General features: G+C 26.1%; 16 protein-coding genes. 5 read left to right on the plus strand and 11 right to left on the minus strand.

Features of this window, described 5'->3' with window-relative positions:
- Positions 1–13 precede the first annotated feature (13 nt).
- A complete protein-coding gene (locus Q4A58_RS03255) occupies positions 14–1,348 on the plus strand; it encodes a radical SAM protein (RefSeq protein ID WP_303116541.1) in 1,335 nt (444 codons plus the stop codon).
- Between the two features lie 32 nt (positions 1,349–1,380).
- A complete protein-coding gene (locus Q4A58_RS03260; protein WP_303116542.1) occupies positions 1,381–2,283 on the plus strand; it encodes a GNAT family N-acetyltransferase in 903 nt (300 codons plus the stop codon).
- 14 nt (positions 2,284–2,297) lie between these two features.
- Here the strand turns inward: Q4A58_RS03260 and Q4A58_RS03265 are convergent, their stop codons facing one another.
- The 10 genes from Q4A58_RS03265 to rapZ form a co-directional block, all read right to left on the minus strand.
- Positions 2,298–3,059 (minus strand): ABC transporter ATP-binding protein, encoded by a 762-nt coding sequence (locus tag Q4A58_RS03265; RefSeq protein ID WP_303116544.1) that lies wholly within the window; start codon positions 3,057–3,059, stop codon positions 2,298–2,300.
- Position 3,060: 1 nt separating this feature from the next.
- Positions 3,061–3,855, minus strand: coding sequence for an ABC transporter ATP-binding protein (locus Q4A58_RS03270; protein ID WP_303116545.1), 795 nt, complete (start codon positions 3,853–3,855; stop codon positions 3,061–3,063).
- Positions 3,848–4,633 carry an ABC transporter permease gene (locus Q4A58_RS03275; protein ID WP_303116547.1) on the minus strand — a complete coding sequence of 262 codons (786 nt, stop codon included), beginning with the start codon at positions 4,631–4,633 and terminating at the stop codon, positions 3,848–3,850. Before Q4A58_RS03275 ends, Q4A58_RS03270 begins: the two co-directional genes overlap by 8 nt.
- A gap of 2 nt (positions 4,634–4,635) precedes the next feature.
- Positions 4,636–5,541 carry an ABC transporter permease gene (locus Q4A58_RS03280; protein ID WP_303116549.1) on the minus strand — a complete coding sequence of 302 codons (906 nt, stop codon included), beginning with the start codon at positions 5,539–5,541 and terminating at the stop codon, positions 4,636–4,638.
- Between the two features lie 102 nt (positions 5,542–5,643).
- The gene (locus Q4A58_RS03285; protein WP_303116550.1) at positions 5,644–7,143 is read right to left on the minus strand and encodes an ABC transporter substrate-binding protein; all 1,500 of its coding nucleotides are present in this window, start codon (positions 7,141–7,143) and stop codon (positions 5,644–5,646) included.
- 240 nt (positions 7,144–7,383) lie between these two features.
- Positions 7,384–7,815, minus strand: a complete 432-nt coding sequence (locus Q4A58_RS03290; protein ID WP_303116551.1) for an Rrf2 family transcriptional regulator — start codon at positions 7,813–7,815, stop codon at positions 7,384–7,386.
- A gap of 17 nt (positions 7,816–7,832) precedes the next feature.
- Positions 7,833–8,738 carry a DUF1385 domain-containing protein gene (locus tag Q4A58_RS03295; RefSeq protein WP_303116553.1) on the minus strand — a complete coding sequence of 302 codons (906 nt, stop codon included), beginning with the start codon at positions 8,736–8,738 and terminating at the stop codon, positions 7,833–7,835.
- Between the two features lie 11 nt (positions 8,739–8,749).
- Positions 8,750–10,273 (minus strand): PP2C family protein-serine/threonine phosphatase, encoded by a 1,524-nt coding sequence (locus Q4A58_RS03300; protein ID WP_303116554.1) that lies wholly within the window; start codon positions 10,271–10,273, stop codon positions 8,750–8,752.
- A gap of 52 nt (positions 10,274–10,325) precedes the next feature.
- Positions 10,326–12,095 carry an excinuclease ABC subunit UvrC gene (gene uvrC / locus Q4A58_RS03305; RefSeq protein WP_303116555.1) on the minus strand — a complete coding sequence of 590 codons (1,770 nt, stop codon included), beginning with the start codon at positions 12,093–12,095 and terminating at the stop codon, positions 10,326–10,328.
- Positions 12,082–12,936 carry an RNase adapter RapZ gene (gene rapZ, locus Q4A58_RS03310; protein WP_303116557.1) on the minus strand — a complete coding sequence of 285 codons (855 nt, stop codon included), beginning with the start codon at positions 12,934–12,936 and terminating at the stop codon, positions 12,082–12,084. Before rapZ ends, uvrC begins: the two co-directional genes overlap by 14 nt.
- 275 nt (positions 12,937–13,211) lie before the next feature.
- Between rapZ and Q4A58_RS03315 the strand changes: the two genes are divergently transcribed.
- Complete coding sequence (locus Q4A58_RS03315) at positions 13,212–14,498, plus strand: M18 family aminopeptidase (RefSeq protein WP_303116560.1); 1,287 nt, start codon at positions 13,212–13,214, stop codon at positions 14,496–14,498.
- Positions 14,499–14,512: 14 nt separating this feature from the next.
- Here the strand turns inward: Q4A58_RS03315 and Q4A58_RS03320 are convergent, their stop codons facing one another.
- Positions 14,513–15,289 (minus strand): type III pantothenate kinase, encoded by a 777-nt coding sequence (locus tag Q4A58_RS03320; RefSeq protein WP_303116561.1) that lies wholly within the window; start codon positions 15,287–15,289, stop codon positions 14,513–14,515.
- Between the two features lie 193 nt (positions 15,290–15,482).
- On the opposite strand from Q4A58_RS03320, the gene Q4A58_RS03325 reads away from it, so the two are divergent.
- Both Q4A58_RS03325 and Q4A58_RS03330 read left to right on the plus strand, forming a co-directional pair.
- A complete protein-coding gene (locus tag Q4A58_RS03325) occupies positions 15,483–16,085 on the plus strand; it encodes a helix-turn-helix transcriptional regulator (RefSeq protein ID WP_303116562.1) in 603 nt (200 codons plus the stop codon).
- Positions 16,086–16,099: 14 nt separating this feature from the next.
- Positions 16,100–18,049, plus strand: coding sequence for a fructose-1,6-bisphosphatase (locus Q4A58_RS03330; protein ID WP_303116563.1), 1,950 nt, complete (start codon positions 16,100–16,102; stop codon positions 18,047–18,049).
- Positions 18,050–18,057: the final 8 nt, after the last annotated feature.

The raw sequence follows: 18,057 nt of genomic DNA on the forward strand, positions 1-18,057 counted from the left end.
GTAGGAGGAAAATTTGAAAATTACATTTATTTTACCAGCTATAGGGAAGAAAAAGGGAGAAAAATATATAAAGACATGGAAAAATATGGAACCACTTATGATAGCAGTTCTAAAATCCCTAACTCCAAATGAAATTGAAACAAATTTTTATGATGATAGAAATCAATTTATAAATTATCAGGAAGAAACTGATTTGGTTGTAATTTCAGTTGAAACTTATACTGCTAAAAGAGCTTATGATATATCAAAAAAATTTAGAGAAAGAGGTATAAAAGTTTTAGCAGGAGGGTATCATCCAACAGTTGAAACAGAAGAGTGCTCGCAAAATTTTGATTCTATTATTGTTGGAAATGCGGAAAGTGTTTGGCATAAAATGCTAGAAGACTTAAAGGAAAATAAGTTAAAAGAAATTTATCATGGAAAACATACATTTTTTGCGATGCCAGATAGAAGTATTTATAAAGATAAAAAGTATTCTGCCTTAGCATTAGTAGAAACAGGCAGAGGCTGTATTTTTAGTTGTGAATTTTGTGCTATACATTCCTATTATCAAAAAAAATATTTTCGTAGACCTGTTGAAGAAGTAGTTCAAGATATCAAGAACTCAGGAAAAAAATATGTATTTTTTATAGATGATAACTTTGTAGCTGATCATGAATATGCTATAAAAATTTGTAAAGCCATTGTTCCCTTAAAAATAAAATGGGTAAGTCAAGGAGCTATAACAATGGCAAAAAATGAAGAGCTACTTTATTGGATGAAAAAAAGTGGATGTAAAATGATATTGATAGGATATGAATCTATGAATCCTAATATTTTAAAAGATATGGGTAAGGGATGGAGAAGTACAGTCGGAGAAATAAATGAATTAACAGAAAAAATTCATAGTTATGGAATTGGAATATATGCAACATTTGTTTTTGGTTTCGGGAATGATAGTCAAGCTGTTTTTGATGAAACTATAAAATTTGCAAAAAAACATGCTTTTTACTTTGCAGCTTTTAATCACCTAGTCCCTTTTCCTAAAACAGGAATCTATAGTAAATTAAAAGAAGAAAAGAGACTTTTATGTGAAAAGTGGTGGCTGGATTCAAATTATCCTTATGGTAGAATAGCTTTTTTACCTAAAGATCAAAGTCCAGATGAACTTTCAAAGAAATGTGCATATGCAAGAAAAAAATTTTTTGAATGGCCATCTATAATAAAAAGAGCTTTTATACAATTAAAAAGGAATTTTGATTTAGGAATGTTTATAATATTCTTTTCACAAAATTTTAATTTAAAAAATGAAGTATTTGAGAAATACGATCTCCCTTATGCTGAAAATTTAGATGAGCTGCCTAAATAAAAATTTTTTAAATTACTTTAGATTGGAGATTTATGAAAAATATAGAATTTAAAATTATAAAAAATTCAGAATATTCAAATAAAATTTCAGATATTTTAAATGAAGAGGATATGGAAGGTTTTTTAGTATTAAAATATATAAAAAATCCTAATCTTTTTGAATCTTTGAAAAAAGATGGTATTGGAGAAGTTATTATTGTAGTAGGCTTAGATAAATTAAATGAGGAAATTGTAGGTGTAGGAGCTTGTACCATACTTTCCAATAAGCTTGCTTATCTTAATTCATTTAGGATAAGAAAAGACTATAGAAATAAAATTAATTTTTCCAAAGCATATAAAATACTCATAACAGAAATAGAAAAAAAAGGAATTTTTACTATTATTACAAGTATTTTAAGTGATAATAAAATTGCTCAAAATATTTTGATAAAAAAAAGAAAATCTATGCCAACTTATGAATTCTATAAAAATATAAATTTTTATAGTATAAAAAATAAAAATATAAGAAATTTAGAAGTCGAAGATGAATTACTTATAAATCGGGGAGATATTCAAATAATATTAAAAAAGAAATCTAATAAAATCTTTACAGTAAAAGAATACAAGGGGAAATTTTTATTATTTTATAAATTGAGAAAAATAATAAGTTTTTTTGGCTATCCAGAACTAGTTGAAAAAGGTAAAAAATTTGATTTTTTATTTTTAAAAATTGAGGGAGATTATAATTCTAAACAATTTTTAGAAAATATTAAGTTTATACAAAATGCAGGCTATAATTGTTCTTTTTTTATGATAGCTGCTTATGAAAAATCTATATTAGATCAATATTTGAGTAAGTTAAAATCCTTTAAATATAGTAGCAAATTATATAAAGTATACTATGAAAAAGTGAATTACAATGAAACTGAAATAAAATTTAATTTTTGGGACTTATAAAGAATTTCTTTATCTTAAAAATTTTTTAATTTTAAATCTAATATATATTTAAAAAGTTCTCTAGTGTATTCGTGTTTTTGCTCTTTAAAAATTTCTTCTTTTGAAGATATTTCTACTATCTCTCCATCTTTTAAGACAACAACTCTATCAGATATTTTTTTTACAAAAGATAAGTCGTGAGATATAAAAATACAAGTCAATTTTCTTTCTTCTCTTATTTTTTTTAGAAGTTCTAATATTTGTTTTTGTGTTAGAGTATCTAGGGCAGAAAGACATTCATCAGCTATTATTATCTCAGGCTTAACAGCTAATGCTCTAGCAATTCCTATTCTTTGCCTTTGTCCGCCTGAAAGCTCAGAAGGATAACGCTCAAGAATATTTTCATTTAATCCTACTTCAGTCAGGAGTGAGATTAAATAATCATCCAACTTTTGTCCTTTTGGTAAAATTTTTTGATATTTTATGCCTTCAGAAATTATTTCTCTAACTTTATATCTGGGGTTTAAGCTACTATAAGGACTTTGGAATATCATTTGTATTTTATGTTTAAAATTTTTTTTACTATCAGAAATATTTATGTTTTTAAAGAATACTTCACCCTTATCTTTTTTTAACAGTCCCACTATTAATCTTGCAATAGTAGATTTTCCACTTCCAGATTCTCCGACAAGAGCTAAAACTTCACCCTCTTTTATTTCTAAATTTATATTTTTTACACCAATACCACTGTCATATATTTTTGTAATATTTTCTAATTTTAAAATATTTGCACTCATGTTATAACACCACACTTTCAATGAGCAACTTAGTATACTCATGCTTTGGATAATTAAATATATCATATGAAGAAGCATCTTCAACTATTTCGCCATTTTTCATAACTATAATTCTATTACATATTTGAGAAAGTAATCTAATATCATGGGATATATAGATGAGAGTTAAATTCTTTTCCAAACATATTTTTTTTAAAAAATTCACAAATTTATATTGATTTATAGCATCTAAAGAAGTAGTAGGTTCATCAGCTAATAATAGGTTTATATTCGCACATAGGGATAAAGCAATAGTAATTCTTTGTCTTTGTCCACCTGAAAGTTGACTGGGATAACTGTTTAAAATTATATCAATATTCTCAAATCCCATTTCTTTAAGTATTTTTTTTGTTATGCTTATTATTTTGTTTTTGTCTTTAATATTATTATGCAAAATATATGTTTCTATTATTTGATTTTTTATTTTTTCATAGGGATTTAAAGAATTAATAGAATCTTGAGGGATAATTCCTATATGTTTTTTACAAAACTCTCTTTTTTCATTATATTTTATAATTTTTTCGTTGTTTAAAATAAAAAAGTTATTAAAATATTTAATTTTTCCTGACAATAAAAAATTTTTTTCATTTAAAAAGGCAGTTATAGTATTTATAAGAGTTGTTTTTCCAGCTCCTGATTCTCCTACAATTCCTAAAAATTCACCTTTTTTTAAAATAAGATTTATATCTTTTAAAATTTTAATATTCTCTTTCTTTGATATGATTTCTAAATTTTCTATTTCTAATAAATTATTCATAAACTTTCTCCTTATCAAATAATAAATTAAAAGAAAGAGATACCCAAAAAATTGCTAAACTTGGAAATATAATCAAAAAAGGCTTTTTAATTAGATAAATTCTATATTGGTAAAGCATAGTTCCCCAATCAGGCTTTGTATAATCAGCACCCAACCCTATAAAACTTAATGCAGAATATTGTAAAATAACCGAGCTTGCAGTGTTTCCTAGATTGATTAAGAGTTGAGGTAAAATATTGAAGAAAATATTTTTGTATAAGATAATAGGTTGAGGGACTCCTAATATTATTGATGCTTCTATATACTCCTTATTTTTTTCTCTTTTGGTCAACGCTTCAGCTTGGTTCATATATGAACCTATACCAAATATACCTAAGGTCATACCAGCTGTAATAGGATTTATTCCAAAAATTGAACTTATTATTATAGCAGAGATTAAAGAAGGGACTATCATCATTAAATCTACTAGAGATTTTATAAATATACTTAAATTATTCTCAAAATATCCAGAAGTCATTCCTAAAAAACTTCCGATAAAAAAGGAAATAGATACAGATATAAGAACAACCTTCAAAGTTTTTATAGCCCCCACTATCAAAAGTGATAAAATATCTCTACCTAAATCATCAGTCCCTAATAAATTCTCAGAAGAAATGGGCATAAAAATTTTATCTAAATTAATATCTGTGTTTAATTTTTTAGAAAGAAAAAACAGTATTAATATTAAAAATAAATTTAAAAGGATTATAATTTTTGATAAATTAAAAATTTTTTTCATTTTTACCTTTTCTCCTTCAAAAAAATTAAACAAAAATCAAAAAATAAATGAACTAGAAACATCCATATAAATACAAATAAAATATAAGCTTGAATTACATTGTAATCTCTAGCAATTATACTATTTATAAGGAAGTAGCTTATTCCTGGAATTGCAAAAGCAAATTCTAAGACAGTGCTTCCACCTATAACAGAAGAGAATCTTGAAATACTTGCTGAAAAAAGTGAGTATAAAACAGGCTTATAACAATGTCTTAATAAGATATATTCCATTTTAAATCCTCTTAAAACATAAAACTTCACATAACTCTCTTCTTTTAAGCGAACAAAAGCTTGTCTAACAATTCTTGATAAAGAGCCCAATTGATAAAGAGTTAAAATTAAAATCGAAAATACTATTCCCCAAAAACTTCCATCAGTAAAGAATTTTATTGCTTTTATTTTAACACCGAAGTAGTAAATTATTAAAATAGCCCATAAAAAAGAAGGAATGGTCAAATTAAAAATTGAAAGCCCTCTAGTAAATATATCAAATAAAGAATTTTCTTTTATTGCAGATAGATATCCTAAGATAAAAGATAATACTATTGCAAGCAGAAGAGAGGAAAATCCTATAAAAAAGGAATAAGGTAATTTTCTTAACATTTCATCTCTTATAGGCATTTTTGTAAGAAAAGATTGCCCAAAATCTCCTTTTAAAAAATTTATTAGCCATTTTATATATTGTGTAAAAATATTTACATTTAATCCGAATTGTTCAATTAACATTTTTTTATTTTCTTCGGTAAAAGGTAGATTATATTGTTGTAAAAGCATTTCAACAGGACTAAATGGCATTATTCTAACAATAGAAAAAATTAATAAAGTTATTCCTAAAAATAAAAATAGCCATTTCAAAATATATTTCAATTTTCTACCTCCAAATTCTTTATTTTTAAAAGAGGTTGTTGCAAATTTAAATTATAAAAATGCAACAACCTCTTTTAGGTTTACTAGATTTCTTAAATAATATTATTTATATAATTCAGAATTAATTATATAATAATCTCCTGAGTAAGGTTTATAATTTTTTAATCTTTCAGATAAGGCTACATTCCATTCAGGGTCAACTAAGAATAAAACTGGTAAGTCCTTGTATATTTCAGCTTGAATTTCTTTTGCTACTTTAATAGATTCATCACTGAAGTTTAATTTTCCTAATTTATCAAGTAACTCATCAACATTATTAGAAGAATAATTCATCAGATTTTTAGATCCAGCTGTTCTAAAAAATTGATTTAAAAAGTATGCAGGATCTCCAGTAGGAGCAGAATGTTGTGCATATAAAATTAAATCAAATTCAGCTTTTCTAGCTTCAGCATCAATGTTATCAACTATTACAGTAGAAGCTTCTATTCCTAATTTTTTTAATTGTGCAAGCATAACTTGCATTATAGTCTTTAAATCAGGTCTACTATTATAAGTCATCAAATTAATTTTTAATTCTTTTCCATCTTTCTCTCTTATTCCAGAATTATTTAAAAGCCAACCTGCATCATCTAGAATTTTATTTGCCTTTTCTAAATTAAATTCTAAGTCAATTCCGCCAGCAAAAGAAAAATATTGTGCAAATAAACCATTAGCTATTCTTCCACCTTTTAAAACTTTAATATAATCATTTCTATCAAGTCCTAAATTTATTGCTTCTCTAACAGCTGTATCAGATAAAATTTCAGACTTTGTGTTAAATATTCCAAAATATTGATAACCAGCATCAATAGTTTCAATTATCTTTCCATTTGTTTTTAACTCATCAGCTATTTCTGGAGTTATTCCAAAAGCCATATCAAGCTCTGAAGATTCAAAAGCAAGTTTTAAAGAAGAAAGATCTTTCAATGCTTTTACTACAACTTCTCCTCTTTTATCTGCATTTTCATAATAAGGATTAGGTATAAGTTCTAATGAAACATTAGGTTCAAATCTTTTAATTATAAAAGGACCAGTAAAAATATACCCATCTTTTGTCTCTTTAAATATTATATTTGTCCATTCAGTTAAAAGAGCTTTTAAATTTTGTGTTTCTCTTTCAACAATGACTTTAATAGTATAATCTCCAGTTTTTTCAAAAAATACTTTTCCAGCGGTAGCATTAGATAAAGGATTTTTTTCCATAATTGTATTCATGGACCAAACAAGTGCTTCAGCATCTACAATGCTTCCATCAGAAAATTTAATATCTTTTTTTAAAGTTAATTCCCAAGTTAATGCATCTATTCTTTTAACATCATCAATATATCTTGAAACTAATTTCCCTTCTCTATTTAAAGAAAAAACAGTTTCACTAAGTCCATGAGTAGTTAAAGACCAAGGAGTTCCTCCCACAGTTGGTTCTATAGCACCAACAACAAATGTTTGACCTATTACTATAGCTTTATCATTTACAGCTTCAGTTTTATCTTCTTTTTTTCCACATGCTACCAGTAATACTAAACTAAGTAAGAAAAATAAAGTTAATTTCAATATTTTTTTCACTTTATACCTCCTAAATTTATTTTTATGTTATTTTAGTATAACATTTTTATTTAAATTATAAAAATAATTTTTTTGCAAAACTTAAAAATATTTTATAATCTAATAAATTTTATAAAAATAAAATTAATTCTTTTTTAAATACTTATTATTTTTAAATTTTTTTATTTAAATTGAAAACAAAAATAACACCTAAGTTTTATAGGTGTCATTTAAAATTTATTTATATTATAATAAAAATACTTATATCTTATCTTGAAAATTAATTTCCATTATATCTTTATCCTGTGATGTTAGATCTTTAAAATTAAACTTTTGTAAGTTATTTAAAAAATTATTCTCAACTTTCTCTAAGACATTAAATATAACTGAGCAACTTGTTTGCCCAACTACACAACTTTTATCCTTAATAATTATTTCAGATTCTATAGCTTCAACGGCATCTTTTAAAGTAATATCTTCAGGTTTTTTATTTAATTTATAACCACCAGCAGCGCCTTTATAAATTTTTAATAAACCCTTTTTTTCCATTTTTTTAAGAACTCTTATACTAAATAGATGAGGTATATTTTCTTTCTCAGCTATTTCGTTTGAAGTAACTATTCTATTTTTATCTTGTAATGAAAGATAATTAAGTATTCTAAAAACATATTCTATTTCATTTTTTAATCTCATTTTTCTACTCTCCTCTTTTATTCAAAAACTTCTTCAGCATTTGTAACTTCTTGCCCTAATGATGCTTTAATTGCTACTATTGCAACTTCAAGTTCTTCCATATCAGGTTCTTTTGTAGTTATTCTTTGTAATGCTAAACCAGGTAACGATATCAATTTTATAAGTGGATTATCTAAGTGTTTACTGCTATATCTCTGTAATTCATAAGATAAACTTGCAATAAGTGGCATAAGAAGTATTCTTAAAATAACTTTTATTAAAAATTTATAAAATAAATTACTAGGTATAGGAAGAATAAAGTCTATAACAGAAAAAACAATTATAGCAATAAACATTACAATAAATAAAAAGCTAGTACCACATCTAGGATGTAAAGTAGTGAATTTTTTAGCATTTTCAGGAGTTAACTCCATATCATTTTCATAAGCATAGATAGACTTATGTTCTGCACCATGATATTCAAAAACTCTTTTTACATCTTTTGAAAATGATATGAGCCATATATAACCAATAAATAAACTAAGTCTTACAATAGCTTCAGTTAAATTTGCTTTAATTTTGCTATCTGCAAAGAAAAATCCGCCAATAATAGAGGGTAGAACTATAAAGAGCCCTATTCCTAAACTCAAAGAGAAAATTGTAGTCAAAACAGCTTGTCTATCAGATAAGCTTTCTTCTTCTTCACCAGCTTGATTTGCAGAAAAGGTTAATTCTTTCACACCCAAAACAAGAGATTCAAAGAGCATAACAATACCTCTAATAAAAGGCTTTTTAAAAAATTTGTTATCTTTTCCTATTATTTTTGTTTTTTTATAGACAATCTTTCCAGAAGGTTTTCTGACCGCCGTGGCTAAGCACTCAGTTCCTCTCATCATCACTCCTTCTATGACAGCTTGTCCGCCTATAGAAACTTTGTTACTCATATTCCTCCTCATTAATTTTTACATTTTAATATTACAAAAGTTATGTCATCAACTTGCTCATGCTCTTTTCTAAATTTTAGAATTTCACTTAAGATTTTTTCTTTTAAATCTTCAGCACTAAGGCTAGAATTTTCATAAACTGTTGCTACTAATTTTTCCATTCCAAACATATTTTTTCTTTCATCTTCGGCTTCAATAATTCCATCTGTATAAAATACTACTATATCACCTTTCTTTAAAATAAGTTTTTTATCCCTATATGCATAATCATTCATAAAACCTATTGCGACACCTTTTGTACCACAGAGTTCGATTGTATCAGACGCCTTTCTATATACTACTAAAGGATTATGACCAGCACTTGAATAAGTTAATGTTGAAGTCTCCATATTATATTTTCCATTCATTATAGTTATAAACATGTCTTCAGTGATGTCTTTATATATAATCTTATTAAAAAGATTTAATTCTTCAGCGGGACTGAAACTAGATATATGCTTTATTGTTTTCAACATAGAGCGAGATAATGCCATCAAAAAAGCTGCAGGTACACCTTTTCCACTTACATCAGCTATACTCACTGAAAAAATATTATCTTTGATAGAATAATCATAATAATCTCCACCTATTTCTTTTGCAGGGGCAAAATAAGTTGCAATTTCAATATTTTTAACACCATCTATATTTGCAGGAAGGATTTGCTTTTGAATGTTTGCAGCTAAGTCTAATTCTTGTGAAATTCTTTCTTTAATTAGAAGTTCAGCATGATTATTGGCATTGTCAATTGCTATTGATGCCTGAATAGTAAGAGCAGAGATCATTTCTTTATTAATTTCAATTAATTTATTTTTATCTTGAATAGTGAATATTACTCCAATTTCCTTTGTCTTTACTTTTAAATGAGAAATTGTTATTTTTTCATCATTTAAAACAGTCATTTTTCTTGCTAAATCATAATATATCTTATTAAAATCTTCTCTTGTAAATTTATGAAAGGATTCTAAAGGATATTCTACATCTTTGGTATAATCTATAACTCCTTTTATCTTTTTATTTATAAGTTTCCCTTCATTCCAAAGATATATTGCCATTCTTTTAGTAGGAGTCAGTATAAAAAAGGCATCAGTTATAGTATCTATAATTTTATTTAGATCAAACATTGAAGATACATTTCTTGAAATTTGATTAAGATCTGAGAGATTTTTTACCCTTAATTCAAGAATTTGATTTGTATATTCTAATTGAGAAGATTTTAAAACTAAAGTGTTGTATGTTATATCCAATTCATCTCTATACTCCTTTAATTCTTCAATAGAAGTTTTTAAATCATTTTCTTGTCTAACTATTTCTTCTAAAGTTTCTTCATATTCAGCCTTAATATTTTCTGGAATATTATCAATTTTTTCTCTATTTTTCAGACCTGTTATGATTTTTAATTCTTCGTTCATATATTGGCTGATTGTTTTTTTCATATAAAGAAATGAAAAGAAAACAAAAATTATAAAGGCTATAATTATATAAAAAACTATTATCATAATTCACCATCCAGTTTAACTAATCTCACTTATTATACTATAAATAATAAAATTAGGATAAGTTATTTTTTATTTTTTCAGCGATTTTTTTAGGGATAAACTCCGAAAGTTCTTCTATAGAAGCCTTTTTTATAGCTGAAACGGTTAAAAATTTATTAAGCAGAATCTTCTTTCTAGCAGGACCAATGCCCTCAATTTTATCTAATTCTGAAGAGATGATTCTTTTACTTCTAAGTTTACTATGGTAAGCAACACCAAATCTATGTGCTTCATCTCTGACCCTTTGAAGAATTTTCAAGGCTTCATTATCTTTACTAAATCTATAAGGTGTTTTTTCACCATATTTGTATACTTCTTCTTCACGCTCTGCAAGACTTAATAAATCACTCAAACCAAATTTTCCTATTTTTTTTAATACCTCTGCTGCTGCATTTATTTGTCCTAAACCGCCATCAATTAAGATGGTATCAGGAAAATTTTTTTCATCAAGTTTGGAATATCTTCTTTCAATAACTTCTCTCATCATTAAAAAGTCATCAGGACTGTCTTTACATCTGATTTTAAATTTTCTATATTCCCTTCTAGCTGCTCGTCCTTCTATAGAAACTGACATTGATGCTACAGCATCCTTACCTTGTATATTAGATATATCAAAGCACTCTATTTTTAAAGGAAATTTCTTTAAAGAAAGCTTATAATAAAGTTCCTTGATTCCTTTTTCTATAGTATCTTTTTTGGAATAATAAGCTTCTAAATCCCTTTCTAAATTTTTATATGCCATATCTAAAAGCTCTTTTCTTCTACTCTTTATTTTAGGAAAATGTAATTCTTTTTTATTAAATTGGTTTTTTGATAAAGCTTTAATAATAAGCTCGAAATCTCTTTCATATTGGGCATCTAAAACAATGCTTTTAGGAAGTATATGTTTGGAATAATAAGACATAAAAATAGTTTCGTAAATATTATCTGTGAATTTATTTTTTAATTCAAGAGAAGTAGAGTCTTTGCCTAAAATTTTTCCTTCTCTCATATTCAAAACACAAATAAAAATTTTATCATTTATCTCTTTAAAAACAAATATGTCTTCATCTAACTCTCTAGTATATTGAATTAGCTGAGAATTTTGAATATTCTGTAATTCTTTTATTTGCTCCCTATAAATTATTGATTTTTCAAAATCCATATTTTTAGAAGAAAAAGCCATTTTTTCTTTTAATAAATTAATTACTTTACTAGTATTTCCCTTTAAAATTTCCTTCAAACTATCAACTTCTTGGTTATATTCATAAATTATATTTTTATATACACAGGGAGCTGTACAACTTTTCATATAGTATTTTAAACAGGGACGGGAGGATACTTTTTTCATATCTCTATTGCAGTCTCTGACTTTAAATAACTTCATAAAAATATTTTTTAATTTCCAAGCACCGTGAGGATAAGGACCGAAGTATTCAGCATTTTTTATATCTAGTGCTTTAGTTGTCCTCACAATTTTAATATTAGGAAAATCTTCCTTACTAATTCTTATAAAAGGATATGTTTTTTGGTCTTTTAAAAGAATATTATATTTAGGTTTATATTTCTTTATTAAATTATTTTCTAGAAGTAAGGCATCAACTTCAGTGCTAGTTATAAAAAATTCTATATCATCTATATTTTTTATAAGTTCAGAAGTTTTAAAATCTTCATGGGTCTTATTAAAATATGAAGATACTCGATTTTTTAAATTTTTTGCCTTTCCAACGTAGATAACCTTATTATTTTTTTTCATTAAATATACTCCAGAGTTTTCTGGAATATTAAATTTACCAATGTCCAATTTCTTTCTCCCTATGACTTATATAAACATTCAAGTAAGAAAATTTTACTAGATCTTCTGCTAATTTATTTATAAAGGTTACTGAACGATGTTTTCCACCACTACAACCTATAGATATAGTTAAATGCTTTTTCCCTTCCTTTATATATTGAGGAATTAAAAATTCTAAGAGTTCTTTTAATAAATTATAAAATTTTATGCTTTCAGCATGCGACATAACATAGTTTTTTACATCATCGTCATAACCTGATTTTTCCTTTAGTTCTTCTATATAATAGGGGTTAGGAACAAATCTTACATCGAACATAAGATCAGTATCAGGGGGTATACCATATTTATAGCCAAAAGATTGAAGATGAAGATTTAAAGTTGCATGACTTTCTTCAAGGTTGATATTAGCTCTTATTTTTTCCTCAAGATTTATAGGTCGTGAATTTGTTGTATCAATTATTAAATCAGCAATTTCTCTAACAGGAAAAACTATTTCTTTTTCTTTTTTTATGCTTTTAAGAAGAGTATTTTCTTTCAAAGGATGAGCTCTTCGACTTAAATTATATCTTCCTAGTATTACAGATTCTTCTGCTTCTAAAAAAATTATGTTTAAATCTAAGTTTGCCTTCAAAATAAGTTCTCTAAAATTAAAAAAATCCTCAATTTTTTTAAAAGTTCTAATATCTATACCCACAGCTATTTTTTTTAAATTGATATCAAATAAAGACTTTTCTAATCCTAAAGGAAGATTATCAATTGTATAAAATCCCATATCTTCTAAAATGTTAAGTGCAGTCGTTTTTCCTGCACCACTTAAGCCTGTTACAATAATAACTTTTTTTTTAGTCATAAGATCACCATCTTTTTTATCAAAACAAAATAATAGTTAAAAATAAAATTTCATTATTTTTAAATAATACCATTTTTATCATAAATTGTAAAGCTGAAAATTCTAATAATATAAAAGAAAAAACTTTATTGTTATATTAACTTGCTTTTTAAAATTAAATATACTACTATATTTATAAGAAAAAGTTATTTGAAATGATATACTTAGAATATTTATCGTATAGTTATATCAAAAATTTAAATAAAAAATATGTTTTAAAAACAGGAGGAAAAGATATGAATAAACAAAATTTAGCAAAACATTTGATGAAATTTATTGATGCTAGCCCTTCCAATTATTTTGCTTGCATTAATTCAAAAGATTTACTTTTGGAAAATGGTTTTACAGAACTATTTGAAGATGAAAAATGGAAATTGAAAAAGGGTGGAAAATACTTTGTAGTAGTTAATGATAGTAGTTTTTATGCTTTTACAATTGGAAGCAAAAAATTAGATGAAACAGGTTTTAAAATAGCTGGTTCACATACAGATAGCCCTTCATTTTTAATTAAACCTAATCCAGAAATAAATAAGAAGGATTTTGTTATTTTAAATACAGAAGTTTATGGTGGACCAATTTTCTATACTTGGTTTGATAGACCTCTGTCGATAAGTGGTAGAGTTTTTATAGAATCTAAAGATCCATTTAAACCTATAAAAAAATTTTTAAATTATGATAAGGATCTGTTAATTATTCCTTCACTTTGTATTCATCAGAATAGAGAAGTAAATAATGGAGTTGCATTTAATGCACAGAAGGAAACTCTTCCTTTAATAAGCATTGATAATAAAAAAAATTTTTCTTTGAAAAAAATAATTGCAGACTATTTAAATGTCAAAGAAAATACAATTCTAAGCTACGATTTGACATTATATTCAAGAGAAAAGGCATGTTTTTTAGGTATTAACAATGAATTTATTTCAGCAGGAAGGTTGGATAATTTAGCTGCTGTTCATGCGGGACTTATGGCTCTTATTGATAATAAAGTTAAAACTAATACATGTGTAGTTGCAGCTTTTGATAATGAGGAAATAGGTTCAAATACTATGCAGGGAGCAGATAGTCCTGTTTTGAGAACAATATTAGAAAGAATTGCTTTTTCATTGGAATTAGATGATGAAGAGTATGAAAGAGCACTTTCTAAATCTTTTTTAATCTCAACAGATGCTGCTCACTCAATACATCCAAACTACTTAGAAAAATCAGATCCTACAAATGAACCAAAATTGAATGCAGGACCAGTGATAAAAATGGCTGCTAATAAGGCTTATATAACAGATGGATATTCAAGAGCTGTAATAGAAAAATTAGCTAAAGATGCAAAAATCCCTGTTCAAACTTTTGTGAATCGTTCGGATTTAAAAGGTGGCTCAACTATAGGCCCTATAACTCAATCACAGATAAAAATACCTGGAATAGATATGGGTAATCCCCTACTTTCAATGCATTCTGTTAGAGAGCTGGGCGGAGTAGATGACCATTACAATATGTATAGTTTGATTGGAGAATTTTTTAAAAAATAAAAATAGCCCTAGGGCTATTTTTTTTTGTTTAGTTCATAGAGACTATAAAGACCTTTTAAACTTAAGTCATAGTCATACTCATCAATTTCATCAATTTCGGCAGAAAGAATTTTTCCTAAACCCCCTGTAGCTAAAACAAATATATCTTCTTTAATTTCCTCTTTAATTTTCTTTATTATATGTTTTATTTGACCAGCATAGCCAAAAAATATTGCTGCTTGAATTTGTTTTATAGTGTCAGTACCCAAGATACTACTAGGCGATGTAAATTTCACCCTAGGTAATTTAGCAGTATTCCCACAAAGTGCATTTATAGACATATCAATACCAGGAAGTATTCCTCCCCCCACATAGACACCTTTTTTTAAAACATCGTAGGTAGTTGCAGTTCCAAAATCAAAAATAACTAAATTTCTATTGGGATATTTTTTCATACCTTCTACAATATCAATAATTCTATCGGCTCCAAAACCAGTATTGTTTATATTTGTAGAAAAAGTAAAGGGTAATACTTTATCTATATCTACAAGTAAAGGTTCAACATTAAAATATTTTCTCGAAAAGAACTGAAAAGTTGTAATTATATTTGGAACAACAGAAGATATTAAAATATCATTTACAGAATCTATAGAAATATTATTATATTCAGTAATATTACGGAAATATGAAAAATATTCATCTTCTGTCATTTTGTCATTAGTTGCTATTCTAAATGTAGAAATTAATTTACCTGCTTCATTATAAATACCTGTTACAATATGTGTATTACCTATGTCAAATCCTATAACCATTTTTTCTCCTTATAAAGTTCAAAAAAGTATAAAGTAATTTCTTAGCAATTATAGTACCTTTTTGTTTTATTGTCAATAAAAAATAAACACTAGATAATATAGTGTACATTATATAATGGCAAAAATATTGTTTTTATATAAAAAGTATGTTATATTTTATAATAAATGAACATTAAAAAAGGGAGTTAGTCATATGAAACTTAGTGAAAGACAGCAAAAAATTTTAGAAATCATAAAAGAAACTTCGCCAATATCAGGAGACGAAATTGCAGAAAAAATTGGACTTACAAAGTCTGCTCTAAGAACAGATTTTTCGATTTTGACAAAGTTATCTCTGATATCCTCTAAGACAAAAAAAGGTTATAGTTACAAAAAAGAATGCACAGCTAATAAAGTAAAAGATGTTATGAGTCCTCAAAACTCAATAGATGCAAAGACTTCTGTATATGATGCCATAATTCATCTATTTAGTCATGACTTAGGTACTCTTTTAGTGACTGATAGAGATAATTTAGTTGGTATTATTTCAAGAAAAGATTTACTAAAATCCGTTCTTAATGGAAAAAATATAGAAAAAATTCCTGTTAATATGATTATGACCAGAATGCCAAATCTAGTATGTTGTTATGAAGAAGATGATATTTTAGAAGTAATAAAAAAACTTATAGCTCATGAAATAGATGCAATACCAGTTATAAGGAGAGAAAATAATAAGATAAAAGTGGTTGGAAGGTTTACTAAAACCAATGTTACTAAATTATATTATAAAGAACTTATAAAAAAACAATTATTTTAGAAAGGATGGTAAGTATGAGTGAAATAAAATATTTAGAACTACTTTCAAAAAGCTTTAAAAATATTGCAGAAACTTCTACTGAAATAATAAATCTACAGGCTATTATGAATCTTCCTAAGGGAACAGAACACTTTTTAACAGATGTACATGGAGAATACGAGGCTTTTAATCATATACTTAGAAATGGTTCTGGTACTATTAGAAAAAAGATAGATGATATTTTTTCAGATACATTGACAGAAAATGAAAGAAGAGAGCTGGCAACTGTTATTTATTATCCTAAAGAAAAAGTTGAACTTGTGCAAAAAGAATATAAAAAGAAAAGTATGAATTTAGATAGATGGTACATAACTACTATAAATAGATTGTTATTAGTTTGTAGGTTAGTATGCTCTAAGTATACAAGATCTAAAGTTAGAAAAGCTATGACAGCTGATTTTGAGTACATATTACAAGAACTTTTATATGAGGATGATAATTTAAAAAATAAAAAAGAATATTTTGAAGCAATAATTGATACTATTCTTTCAATAAATCGTGCTAAAGAATTTATAATTTCTATATCAGATTTAATACAGAGACTTAATATTGATCATCTTCATATCGTGGGTGATATATATGATAGAGGACCTAGCCCTCATCTCATAATGGATACTTTAGAAAAATATCATAACTACGATATTCAATGGGGAAATCATGATATACTTTGGATGGGAGCTGCTCTGGGAAATAAAGCTTGTATTGCAAATGTTATTAGAATATGCTGTAGATACAATAATAAAGAAATACTAGAAGATGCTTATGGTATAAATTTACTGCCTCTTGCTACTTTTGCAATCAAATATTATGGTAATGACGAGTGTAAGAAATTTAGGGCAAAAGAGGGAATAGATACAGATTTAATTGCACAGATGCATAAGGCTATAAGTATAATTCAATTTAAAACTGAGGGTATATATTCCGAAAGAAATCCTGATTTTAAAATGTCATCGAGAGAATTGTTAAAAAATATTGATTATGAGAAGGGAGAAATATTAATTGATGGAAAGAAATTTCTATTAAATGATAAAAATTTTCCTACAACAAATCCAAAAAATCCTTTGGAACTTTTACCAGAAGAAGCAGAAATTTTAGAAAAATTGAAACTTTCATTTATGAGTAGTGAAAAATTACAAAAACATATAAAAATTTTATTTAATAAGGGTTCCATGTATCTAAAACATAATTCAAATTTGCTTTATCATGCCTGTGTGCCTATGGAAGAAAATGGTGAGTTTTCTGAATTTGAAATAGATGGAGAAAAATATAAAGGAAAAGCTTTATTAGATAAAATTGATAGCATAGTAAGAATTACATATTTCGATAGAAAAAATACAAATAGGAATAAAAAATATGTAGATTTTTTGTGGTACCTATGGTCTGGAGAATATTCACCACTTTTTGGAAAAGATGTTATGAGAACTTTTGAAAGATATTTTATTGATGATAAGACTATTCATAAAGAATATAAAAATCCTTATCATAAATTCATAAATAGTGAAGAAGTATGTAATAAAGTTTTATTAGAATTTGGTTTAAATCCAAGTATGTCACATATAATAAATGGTCATATTCCCGTAAAGGTTAAAGAGGGGGAAAGTCCAGTAAAAGCAAATGGCAAACTTCTAATAATTGATGGAGGTTTTTCAAGGGCATATCAAAAAACTACAGGTATAGCGGGCTATACTTTAATATATAATTCACATGGTATAAGATTAGCTTCACATACTACCTTTGGTTCAAAAGAAGATGCGGTAGTAAATGAAATTGATATGGTTTCTTCACATATTATAGTTGAAGAAAAACAAAAAAGAATGCGAGTTAAAGATACAGATATAGGTAAGGAAATTCAAAATCAAATTAATGATTTAAAAAAATTGCTAAATGCCTATAGGAATGGTCAAATAAAAGTTAAGAAAAATTAACAAATTTT

It is taken from the genome of Fusobacterium sp. (assembly GCF_030528405.1).
Lineage (GTDB): Bacteria > Fusobacteriota > Fusobacteriia > Fusobacteriales > Fusobacteriaceae > Fusobacterium.